Below are 12,743 nucleotides of genomic sequence, written 5' to 3'. Positions count from 1 at the left end.
CCTTCGAGAGCGCGGAGAGCCGCATCAGGGGCTTGGCGGAGTGGGGGGTGAGGGGCTCAGGGGGGATGGGTCGGGGCTCGGGGGCCGAGCGGTCAGTCGGTGGCCCAGGGCTTGTCGTCGAGCAGGGCGAAGAGCTCGTCGTCGGTGGCGTCCTCGAGTGCGACGCGGTTGCCTTGGTCGGCGCCCTCGCCGCCCTCGGACACGCCGGCCGACCAGGCGGCGAGCAGTTGCTGGAGCCGGTCGTCGATCGCCGCGCGGGCGGCGTCGTCCGCGGTCGGCGCGGTCTCGGCGAGGACCGTGCGGAGTTTGTCCAACTCGCCCATCAGGAAGGCGGTGTCGCCGTCGTCGACGGGGCCGAGTTCGGCGCTGAGGTGATCTCGCAGGGAGAGGATGGTGGGATGGTCGAAGATGAGGGTGGCGGGCAGCTGCAGTCCGGTGGCGCTGTTCAGTCGGTTACGGAGATCCACGGCCGTCAGTGAGTCGAAGCCCAGCTCCTTGAACGCCCGTGAGGCGTCCACCGCGCCGGCCGAGGCGTGCCCCAGCACGCCGGCCACCTCGGTCAGCACCGCGTCCAGCACCGCTCGGTCCCGCTCCACGGAGCCCAGCCCGCGCAGCCGCTCCCGCAGGCCACCGCCGCTCGCGGCCGCGCCCGACGCGGCGACTCCCCAGCGCCGCCCGGCCGCAGGCACCAGGCCCCGCAGCACGAACGGCACCCGGCCACCGGCGGCGAGGGCCGAGGTCCGCAGGGCGACGGGCACGGCGTTCGGCTCGTTCACGACGAGCGCCGCGTCCAGCAGGGCCAGCGCCTCGCGCGCGGCGAGCGGCGGCAGCCCTCCCCGCCGCAATCGCGCCACATCCGCCTGCGCCAACCGGCCCCCCATGCCGGCCTCCCACATGCCCCAGGCCAGCGACACGGCGGGCAGCCCTTCGGCACGACGGGCCACAGCCAACGCGTCCAGGACGTTGTTCGCAGCCGAGTACGCCGCCTGACCGGCATTGCCCACCACACCCGCGAACGACGAGAACAACACGAACGCCGACAGATCACGACCAGCGGTCAACTCATGCAGATGCACCGCCGACTCAGCCTTCGCCGCCAGCACACCAGCCAACCGCTCAGGCGTCAGATCAGCGACCAACCCGTCATCCAGCACACCCGCCGCATGCACCACACCCGACAGCTCGACCCCGTCCAGGACGGCGGCCAGCGCCGCACGGTCGGAGACGTCACAGGCTTCCACGCGAACGCGAGCCCCCAACTCCTCAAGTTCCATGCGGAGTTCAGCGGCGCCGCGAGCCTCGGGTCCGCGCCGGGAGACCAGCAGCAGATCCCGTACGCCATGGGCAGCAACCAGGTGCCGGGCAACCTCGGCGCCCAGACCACCGGTCCCACCCGTGATCAGCACGGCCCCCACGCCACTCCACGGCGACGGCACCCGCAGCACGACCTTGCCCACATGCCTGGCCCGGCCGAGCAGCCGCAGCGCGTCCGCAGCCCTTGCCAGGTCGTAGGCGGTCACCCGCATCGGCCGCAGTGCCCCCTGCTCGAACAGCTCCAGCAGCGCGGCCCACATCTCGGCGATCCGGTCGGGCCCGGCGTCGTAGGTGTCGAACGCCTGGTAGCTGATGCCGGGGTGAGCGGCGGCCACCTCCTCGGGGTCCCGGATATCGGCCTTGCCCATTTCGAGGAACCGGCCACCGGGCCGTACCAGCCGCAGCGAGGCATCCACGAACTCCCCGGCCAGAGCGTCCAGCACCACGTCGACACCCGACCGGAACCGCTCCTCGAACTCGGTGGTCCGCGAGGAGGCGATCCGCTCCTCGTTCACTCCCAGCTCACGCAGCACCGGCCACTTGGGCTCGCTGGCGGTCGCGTACACCTCGGCACCCAGATGCCGGGCCAGCTGCACGGCAGCCGTTCCGACGCCGCCGGCGGCGGCGTGAATCAGCACCGACTCGCCCTTCTTCAGACCGGCGAGGTCGACCAGAGCGTGGTAGGCGGTCAGGAACACGATCGGCACGGAGGCCGCCTGCTCGAACGTCCACCCTTCCGGGATCCGTGCCAGCAGCCGCGCGTCGGTGCCGGCCGTCGGCCCGAAGGCGCCGTCCAGCAGGCCCATCACGCGGTCACCGACGGCAAGTCCGGTCACCTCCGGGCCCACCTCGACGACGACACCGGCACCCTCGTGCCCGAGCCGCCCCGCATCACCGGGATACGTGCCCAGCACGTTCAGCACATCGCGGAAGTTCACGCCGGCCGCCCGCACCGCGACCCGCACCTCACCGGGGCCAAGGGCCCGCGGTTCCTCGGTGACCGGCGCCACGCCGTCCAGGCGACCGCGCCGGGCGACCTCCATGCGCCACGTCATGCCCGCGGGCACGACCGGCGGTACGTGGACGCCGTCCGAGGCCATCCGTACGAGGCGGGGAGTCCGGACCTCGCCGTCGCGGAGGGCGAGTTCGGGCTCGTCCAGGGGTGAGAGCCGTTCCGCGAGGGTGCGGTACGAGGCCGCGGTGCCGTCGACGTCGGCGAGGGCGAGGCGTCCGGGGTGCTCGCTGATCGCCGACCGGACCAGGCCCCACGCACCGGCGCCGGCAAGGGCCGGGATCATGCCGGTGCCAGTCCTGTTGCCGGTGCCGGTGGCGGGGCTGTGGGCGACCGCCCCGGTGGTCAGTGCCACCAGGGGGGTGTCCGCCCACCTCTCGTGTGCGAGCCAGGTCCGCATGGCACCCAGGAGATCAGCAACCGCACTTGGGACTTCACCAGAGTTGGCCGCCACTGTCAGCCCGACGGCCGAGGGTGCGGGCTCGCCCGCTTCGAGCGCGGCGACGAGGGCGTCCAGGTCGGCGTAGTGCCTCGTGGGCACGCCGGACTCGCGCCACCCCGCCGAGTCGGGGTCGCCGACGACGGCCCAGTGGCCGGTGCGGGCGCTCCCGGCGCGGTCCGTGGGCTCGGGCACCCAGTCGAGGCGGTACAGGTCGTCCGGGCCGGTCGCCGCCCGGGCGAGGTCGGCCGCGGACACGGGGCGCAGCACCAGCGAGTCGACCATGACGACGGGGCCGCCCGCGGCGTCCGCGACGTGCAGGGCGTACGCGTCGGTCCCGCGCGGCGTGAGCCGGGCCCGTACGACGCTCGCGCCGACGGTGTGGAAGGACGCCCCCGACCACAGGAACGGCAACAACGCGCCCTGTTCCTCCCCCGCGCGCAGGGCGAGGGCGTGCAGCACGGTGTCGAGGAGTGCCGGATGCAGCCCGAACGCGGTCGCCTCGCCCACGGCCGGCTCGGGGAGGGCGGCCTCGACGAGCAGGTCGTCGCCGGACGTCCAGACGCGCGCCAGGCCGCGGAAGGTGGGCCCGTAGGACAGTCCGGACCCGGCCAGTCGCTCGTACAGCTCGCCGAGGGCCAGCTCGCGGGCCCCGGCCGGCGGCCACGTCCGTAGTTCGGCCGCGTCCGGGAAGGCGGCCGTCGCGTTGTCGAGGAGGCCGGTGGCGTGCAGGGTCCAGGCCTGGTCAGGGGCCGCGTCGTCGGGCCGGGCGTACACGTGAAGCGCCCGGCCGCCGCCGTCGGCCGCCGGGGCCTCGACGACGATCTGGACGGTGACGCCCGCACCGGGTGGCAGGACGAGCGGCGCCTGGAGGGTGAGTTCGGCCAGCCTGCCGCAGTCGGCACGGTCACCGGCCTGGAGGGCGAGTTCGACGAACGCCGTACCCGGTACGACAACACTCCCGGCCACGACATGATCGGCGAGCCAGGGATGCGTACGGACCGACAGCCGGGACGTCAGAAGCAGCGTGCCGGAGCCGGCCACGGGGACGGCGGCGCCGAGCAGCGGGTGATCGGCGGCCCTGAGCCCGAGGCCCCGCACATCGGCGGCGGCAGCAGCCGACTCCAGCCAGTACCGCTGCCGTTGGAAGGCGTACGTCGGCAGCGGCACCCGGCGGGCGCCGCTGCCCTCGAACAGAGCGGCCCAGTCGGCACGGGCCCCCCGGACGAAGAGTTCGGCCAGGGCGGAGACCAGCGTCTCGGCCTCCGGGCGCCCCTTGCGCAGTACGGAGAAGGCGGGCCCCACCGCCGGGTCGACGAGCCCGCTCAGCACCGGATCGGGACCGATCTCCAGCAGCCGCGTGGCACCGAGCGAGCCGGTGGCGGTCCTCAGGGCGTCGTGGAAGAGGACGGGGCGGCGCACCTGCTGAACCCAGTAGGACGGGGTGGTCCAGTCGGCCTCGCCGACGGTCTCACCGCTGACCGAGGAGGCCGCCGTCACGGCAGGTCGTCGGTAGGTGATCTGCTCGGCGATGGCGGCGAACTCGTCGAGCATGGGCTCCATGAGCGGGGAGTGGAAGGCGTGGGAGACGCGGAGGCGGGTGACCCGGCGACCGCGTTCACGGAGGGCGGCCATGACACGCTCGACGCCGTCCTCCGTGCCGGAGACGACGACGGCGGCCGGTCCGTTGACGGCGGCGATGGTCACGTCGTCGGTGGTGAGGAGTTCGGTGACCTCGGCCTCGTCGGCCTCTACGGCGGCCATGGCACCGCCCTCGGGCAGGGCCTGCATCAGACGAGCCCGGGCGGCCACCAACCGTACCGCGTCCGGGAGTTGGAAGACACCTGCCGTGTAGGCGGCGGCGTACTCGCCGATGGAGTGACCGAGCACCACATCCGGCACCGCACCCCACGCTCGCAGCAACTCCACCGAGGCGACCTGGATCGTGAACAGGGCGGCCTGTGCGTAGCCGGTGCGGTCGAGGAGGGCGGCGGCTTCGGAGCCCTCGCCGGCGAACAGCACGTCTCGCAGCGGGAGCGGGAAACCTTCCGCCCCGGCCAGCTCGGCTTCGAGCAACGCGGCCGTCTCGTCGAAGGCGCCCGCGAACACCGGGTAGGCGGCGTGCAGTTCACGTCCCATGCCGAGGCGCTGGCTGCCCTGACCCGTGAACATCCAGGCGGTACGGCCGTCGGCGACCACCCCGGTCACGGCGGGCTCGGCGAGGCCCGAGCGCAGCGCGTCACCGTCGCGGCCGAGCACCACGGCCCGGTGCTCCAGAGCGGCACGGGTCGTGGCCAGGGACAATCCGACATCGGCCGGGTCGACGTCATGGGTTGCGAGGTGCGCGGCCAGTCGTGCCGTACCGGCGCGCAGGGCCTCGGCGGTACGGGCCGACACGACCCATGGAATCACCGGAAGGTCAACCGGGGGCTCGGGCTTGCGGGGCGCCGGAGTGGCCGGGGCTTCTTCGAGGATGACGTGGGCGTTGGTGCCGCTGATACCGAAGGACGACACGCCCGCCCGACGCACCCGCCCGCCACGCGGCCAGGCCCGCTCCTGCCGCAGCAGCTCAACCGCGCCCGAGGTCCAGTCCACATGCGAGGACGGCTCGTCGACATGCAGAGTGCGCGGCAGCGCCTCCCGACGCAGCGCCATGACCATCTTCACGATGCTCGCCACACCGGCCGCCGCCTGCGCATGCCCGATGTTCGACTTGATCGAACCCAGCCACAACGGCTCGTCATCGCGACGGGCCTGTCCATAGGTCGCGAGCAGAGCCTGCGCCTCGATCGGATCGCCGAGACGCGTACCCGTGCCGTGCGCCTCGACGGCATCCACCTCGCCGGCATCCAGGCCCGCAGAAGCCAGCGCCTGCCGGATCACCCGCTGCTGCGAGGGACCGTGCGGCGCCGTCAGCCCGTTGGACGCACCGTCCTGGTTCACCGCACTGCCCCGCACCACCGCCAGCACGGGATGGTTGTTCCGGCGGGCGTCGGAGAGCCGCTCCAGGACGAGGATGCCCCCGCCCTCCGCCCAACCCGTCCCGTCAGCACCCTCGGCGAACGACTTGCACCGACCGTCCCCGGCCAGCCCGCCCTGCCGCGCGAACTCCAGAAAGATGCCCGGGGTCGCCATCACCGTCGCACCACCGGCCAACGCCACATCGCACTCCCCCGAGCGCAACGCCTGGCACGCCAGATGCAACGCCACCAGCGCCGAGGAACACGCGGTGTCCACGGACAAGGCCGGCCCCTCCAGCCCGAGGGTGTACGCCAGTCGACCGGACGCGACGCTGGGGGTGCTGCCCGTCAGCAGGTATCCCTCGGTGTTGCCCTGCGGATCGGCGACGGTGCCGCTGCCGTAACCGTTGGCGGAGACGCCGGCGTAGACGCCGGTCGGCGTGCCCCGCAGCGACGCCGGATCAATTCCGGCGTCCTCCAAGGCCTCCCACGCCGTCTCCAACAGCAGCCGCTGCTGCGGATCCATGGCGAGCGCCTCACGCGGCGAGATCCCGAACAACTCGGCATCGAACAGCGCCACGTCGTCCACGAATCCGCCGACCGCGGCAAGACCCTCCAGCAGGGCGGGGTCCCAGCCACGATCCATCGGGAGAGCCGTGAGCCCATCCCGGCCTTCAGTTACGAGATCCCACAGCCCCTCGGCCGAATCCGCGCCGCCCGGGAAACGACACCCCATCCCCACGATCGCCACCGGCTCATCGACGCCGGTCGTCACCTGCGTGCGCGGATGCCTGGGCGCCTGGGTGGTGAGCTCGCCGAGGACCCGTTCGAGGAGGAAGTCGGTGAGGGAGTTCGGGTTCGGGTGGTCGAAGACAAGGGTGGCGGGAAGCGTGACGCCGGTGGCGGAGCCCAGGCGGTTGCGCAGATCGACGGCAGTCAGCGAGTCGAACCCCAGGTCCTTGAAGCTGCGGTTCTCATCCAGGGATGCCGCCGAGGCATGGCCGAGCGCGGTCGCGACCTGCGCCTGGACCATGTCCAGCACAGCCCTGCGCTGTTCGGCCGGCGCCAGCCCGGCGAGTCGGCGGGCCAGTTCGCCGTCGGCCGCCGTCGCCGCGCCGACGGTACGGCGACGCGCCCTGACCGGCAGCAGGTCGTGCAGGATGCCGGGGAGGCTGTCGCGGACGGCCGCCAGGGCCGAGGTGCGCAGGGCGACGGGGACCGCGAGCGGCTCGTTCACCAGCAGCGCGGCATCGAGCAGGGCGAGACCCTCACTCGTCTCCAACGCCGGGAAGCCCTGCCAAGCCATCCGCTCCAGCTCCGCCTCACCCAGCGTGCCACCCATGCCGTCCGCGTTCGCCCACATGCCCCACGCCAGCGACACCGCCGGCAGGCCCTGAGCTCGACGGGCCACAGCCAGCGCATCCAGGACGTTGTTGGCGGCCGAGTACGCCGCCTGACCGGCATTGCCCACCACACCCGCGAACGACGAGAACAACACGAACGCCGACAGATCACGGTCGGCGGTCAACTCGTGCAAAAGCAGCGCCGACTCAGCCTTCGCCGCCACCACCCGGCCCACCCGCTCAACCGAAAGATCACCGATCAGACCGTCATCGATAACACCCGCCGCGTGCACCACACCAGACAGGTCCACCCCGTCCAGCACACCAGCCAACGCGACACGGTCGGACACGTCACACGCCCGGACAGACACCCGAGCACCCAACTCCTCCAGCTCCGCCAGGAGTTCGGTAACACCCGGCGCCTTCGGCCCGCGCCGCGAGACGAGCAGCAGGTCCCGTACGCCATGCGCGGTGACCAGATGCCGGGCGACCTCCGCACCCAGACCTCCCGTCCCGCCCGTGATCAACACCGTGCCCTCGCCACTCCACGGCGACGGCACCCGCAGCACGACCTTCCCGACATGCTTGGCCTGACCGAGGAGCCGCAACGCCTCCGGCGCCCTGCCCAGGTCGAAGGCAGTCACCTTCACCGGCCGCAGCACACCCCGCTCAAACAGCTCCAGCAGCACCGCGAACATCTCCGCGATGCGGTCAGGACCGGCGTCGATGAGGTCGAAGGAGGTGTAGTCGACGCCGTGCTCCGCCCGCACCTCGTCGGCATCCCGGATGTCGGTCTTGCCCATCTCCACGAACCGGCCACCCGGGCGTACGAGCCGCAGCGAGGCGTCCACGAACTCACCCGCGAGCGAGTCCAGCACCACATCCACACCGGGCTGGAACCGCTCCTCGAACTCCGTCGTCCGCGACGAAGCGATCCGCCCCTCCAACACCCCCAGCTCACGCACGACCGGCCACTTCGGCTCACTCGCCGTCGCGTAGACATCACCGCCCAGCTGCTGAGCCAGCTGCACGGCCGCCATGCCCACACCGCCGGCAGCCGAGTGGATCAGCACCGACTCGCCTGCCTGAAGCCGGCCCAGATCCATCAGGGCGTAATAGGCGGTCAAGAACACGATCGGCACGGACGCCGCCTGCTCGAAGGACCACCCTTCCGGCACCCTCGCCACCAACCGAGCATCGGTCACCGCCGTCGGAGCGAAGGCCCCGTCCAGCAGGCCCATCACCCGGTCACCGACGGCAAGTCCGGTCACCCCCGGACCGACCTCGACGACCACACCGGCACCTTCGTGCCCGAGCCGCCCCGCATCCCCCGGATACATGCCCAGCACATTCAGCACATCACGGAAGTTGACACCGGCCGCCCGCACGGCGACCCGCACCTCACCTGCCCGCAACTCACGCGGCCGCTCAGGAACCAGCCCGACACCATCCAGCCGCCCCTGCGCCACCACATCCATCCGCCAACCACCGGCACCCACCGGGGGGACGAGCACTCCACCCGAAGCCATCCGCGCCATCCGCGGAACTCGCGCCACCCCCCGCCGGATGACCACCTCTCCGACCGTCGCCGGAACACTCGCGAGCGTGTCCCAGGACGCGGCGTCGAGGTCGAGGTCGGCGAGGGCGATGCGGCCGGGGTTTTCGGTCGTGGCCGTGCGGATCAGGCCGCGGACGGCGGCCGCGGCCGGGGCGGTGAGGGGCTCCTCGGTGTCGTCCGGTCCCGAGAGCACGACCAGCAGTTGGGTTTCGGCGAGACGGGGCTCCCGCAGCCACTCCTTGATCGTGTCGAGGGCCTCGGTGATGGTCTCCCGGACGGGGCGCTCGGACGTCTCGATCGGCAGGAGGACGGTGTTCGGCGGCTGTGTGCCGGCGTCGAGTGCCGTGCGGAGTGCCTCAAGGTCCAGGTACTGGGTGGGGAAGGCGGGGCCGTAGCGGGCCGTCGACTCGGCCGGCAGCTCGCCCAGCACACCCCAGTCGGTGGTCCGGGCGTCCCCGGTCTCGGTGAGCGGGCGCCATTCCACCCGGAACAGCGCGTCGCGGACGAGGCCCTCGCCGGGCTCCTGGCCCGTGAGGGTGACGGGGCGCAGCAGCAGGCTGTCGATCGTGGCCACGGGTTGGCCGGTGGCGTCGGCCACCCGGAGTTCCACCGTGTCCTCGCCTCGCCGTGTCACACGGACGCGGACCGTGGACGCGCCGACGGCCGACAGCTGTACACCGGACCACAGGAACGGCAGCCGGGCGCCGTCCTGCTGCCAAAGGCCCAGCGTATGCAGCACGGTGTCCAGCAGCGCCGGGTGCAGTCCGAACCCGTCGGCGCCGTCCGCCACCACGTCGGGCAGCGTGGCCTGCGCGAACCAGTCGTCCCCGGAGCGCCATACGGCCTCCAGTCCGCGGAACGCGGGGCCGTACGTCAGACCCGCCGCCCCCATTCGGTCGTAGAGGCCGTCGAGTTCGAGTTGTTCCGCTCCCTGTGGCGGCCACGCGCGCAGGTCCCATGTCTCGCCGGTCGGCCCGGCTTCGGTGATCGTGCCGGAGGCGTGCAGCGTCCAGGGCAGTTCGGCGTCCGGGTCGTGCGGGCGGGCGTGGACGCGCAGGGCGCGGTGTCCCGCCTGGTCCGGGGGCTCGACGCCCACCTGGAGTTCGACGGGCCGGTCGCCCGGGAGGGCGAGGGGCGTGTGCAGGGTGAGGTCGGCGACATGGTCGCAGCCGACGCGCTCCCCGGCGGCCAGCGCCAGCTCCAGCAGCGCCGTGCCGGGGACGATCACCGTGCCCGCCACGGCGTGGTCGGCGAGCCAGGGCTGGTCGGCCAGGGACAGGCGCGCGGTGAGGAGCAGGGCGTCCGTGTCGGCGACGGACACGGCGGCGCCGAGCAGTGGATGACGGGCGGGACGCAGGCCCAGACCGGCCGCGTCCACGGTGGTGCGCGGCGCTTCGAGCCAGTAGCGGCGACGCTGGAAGGCGTACGTCGGCAGGGGTGTCTCGTGTGCCCCGGTGTTCGCGAAGACGGCTGCCCAGTCGACCGGTGTGCCGCGTACGAACAGTTCGGCGACGGCTGCGAGGGCCGTCTCGCGTTCGTCCCGGTCTCGGCGCAGCAGGGACGTGGCCGGAGCCGTGTCGATCAATGCGGACAGGACGGGGTCGGGGCCGATTTCGAGGAACCGTGCGACGCCCAGTGCGTCGACGGCCGTGCGGGCCGCGTCGTGGAAGCGCACGGCCTCGCGGACCTGGCGTACCCAGTAGTCGGGGCTCGTCCAGTCGTCGCCGTCGAGTGCGGCGCCGGTGAGGGTGCTGACGGCGTGGAGCGTCGGGCGGTGGTAGGTCACCCGGGCGGCGATGCCGGCGAACTCCGCCAGCATCGGCTCCATGAGCGGGGAGTGGAAGGCGTGCGACACGTGCAGCCGCGTGGCCCGGCGGCCCTGTCGCTGTGCCGTGTCGACGAGTTGTCGTACGGCGTCCTCGTGGCCGGAGACGACGACGGACGTCGCGCTGTTCACGGCGGCGATGACGGCTCCGTCGCCGAGGAGGGCGGCGACCTCGGTCTCGGATCCCTCGATCGCGGCCATCGCGCCGCCGACCGGGAGTGCCCGCATCAGCCGGGCACGGGCCGCGACCAGCCGTACCGCGTCGGGCAGTTCGAGGACTCCGGCCGCGTGGGCGGCGGCGAACTCGCCGACCGAGTGGCCCAGCACCACCTCGGGTTCCGTCCCCCACGAGCGCAGCAGTCGTATGAGGGCGACTTGGAGGGCGAAGAGGGCGGACTGGGCGTGGCCGGTGTCCTGGAGGGTGTCCGCGTCGTCGCCGAAGAGGACGGTGCGCAGGGGCTGGTCGAAGCCGAGTTCGGCGTCGAGCAGTGCGCAGACTTCGTCGAGTGCGGTGGCGAACTCGGGGAAGGTGGCGGCGAGTTCGCGGCCCATGCCGGGGCGCTGGCTGCCCTGGCCGGTGAACATCCATGCCGTGCGGCCCTCGGTGACGGACCCGGTGATCGCGGGTGCGGCGAGCTGGGCGCGGAGACCGGCGAGGTCGCGGCCGAGGATGACGGCACGGTGGTCGAGGGCGGCCCGGGTGGCCGCGAGGGAGTAACCGGTGTCCAGGGGGCCGGCGTCGACGGAGACGAGTCGGTCGAGCTGGGCCCGCAGGGCGTCGGCGCCGCGGGCGGTCACCACCCAGGGGATCACGGGCAGTTCGACCGTCTCGGCGGGTGCCGCCGTCCGGTCGGTGTCCGCCTCGTCCGCGTCTTCCGTGTTGGGTTCGGCGGGGGCGGGCGTCTCCTCGATGACGACGTGGGCGTTCGTTCCGCTGATGCCGAACGACGACACACCCGCCCGGCGCGGCCGTTCGCCCTGCGGCCAGGCGCGCTCCTCGGTCAGCAGTCGGACCGCGCCCGAGTCCCACTCCACGTGGGAGGACGGCTGGTCGGCGTGGAGGGTGCGCGGCAGTCGTTCCGCACGCAGCGCCATCACCATCTTCATCACCCCGGCCACGCCCGCGGCCGCCTGGGTGTGTCCGATGTTGGACTTCACCGACCCCAGCCACACGGGCTCGCCGTCGCCGTAGCGCGCCTGCCCGTAGGTGGCGAGGAGGGCCTGCGCCTCGATGGGGTCGCCGAGCCGGGTGCCGGTGCCGTGCGCCTCGACCGCGTCCACCTCGGCCGCCGGCACACCTGCGTTCGCGAGCGCCTGACGGATCACCCGCTGCTGGGACGGCCCGTTGGGCGCGGTCAGTCCGTTCGACGCACCGTCCTGGTTGACGGCCGTTCCCCGCACCACCGCCAGCACCGGACGGCCCCGCCGACGCGCCTCGCTCAGCCGCATCAGCACCAGGACGCCCGCGCCCTCGGACCAGCCCGTACCGTCCGCCGACTCGGAGAACGCCTTGCACCGGCCGTCCGCCGCGAGTCCGCCCTGCCGTGAGAACTCCACGAAGGTCGCCGGGGTGGCCATGACGGTCACACCACCGGCCAGGGCGGTGTCGCACTCCCCCGACCTGAGGGACTGGCATGCCAGGTGCAGCGCCACCAGCGACGACGAACACGCCGTGTCCACCGTCACCGCCGGCCCCTCGAAGCCGAAGACGTAGGCCACGCGTCCGGAGAAGACACTGCCCGCGTTGCCGTTGGCGAGGAGCCCCTCGACCTCGTCCGGCGTCGCCGGCAGGCGGGAGGCGTAGTCGTGGTACATCAGGCCCGCGAAGACGCCCGTGCGCGAGCCGCGCAGCGACAGCGGGTCGATGCCCGACCGCTCCAGCGCCTCCCACGACGTCTCCAGCAGCAGCCGCTGCTGCGGGTCCATCGCGAGGGCCTCGCGCGGGCTGATACCGAAGGCCTCGGCGTCGAACTCGGCGGCCTCGTGCAGGAAGCCGCCCTGCCGCGACGACGACTGCCCCGGCCCGTCCCCGAACAGGGACGTCAGGTCCCAGCCGCGGTCGGCCGGGAAGCCGGACACGCCCTCGCCGCCGGACGCCACCAGCTCCCACAGTGCCTCGGGCGAGTCCACCCCGCCGGGGAAACGGCATCCCATCCCCACGATCGCGATCGGCTCGTGGTCCCGGGCCTCGACCTCGCGCAGCCGCTGACGGGTCTGGCGAAGGTCGGTGGTGAGCCGCTTGAGGTACGTCAGAGTCTTGTCGTCAGTGGGCACGCGAATCCTGTCCCTAAG

The 12,743-nt window shown here is 72.8% G+C and carries 1 protein-coding gene; it reads right to left on the bottom strand.

The window, feature by feature from the left end:
- Positions 1–92: 92 nt before the first annotated feature.
- Positions 93–12,725: an SDR family NAD(P)-dependent oxidoreductase gene (locus ACIRD7_RS06495; protein WP_403450518.1), complete on the bottom strand. Its 12,633-nt coding sequence runs from the start codon at positions 12,723–12,725 to the stop codon at positions 93–95.
- Positions 12,726–12,743: the final 18 nt, after the last annotated feature.

Source organism: Streptomyces sp. NPDC093568 (assembly GCF_044764945.1).
Lineage (GTDB): Bacteria > Actinomycetota > Actinomycetes > Streptomycetales > Streptomycetaceae > Streptomyces.
The sequence above is the reverse complement of the archived record's forward strand: the minus strand, read 5'-3'. Positions and strand labels throughout refer to the sequence as shown.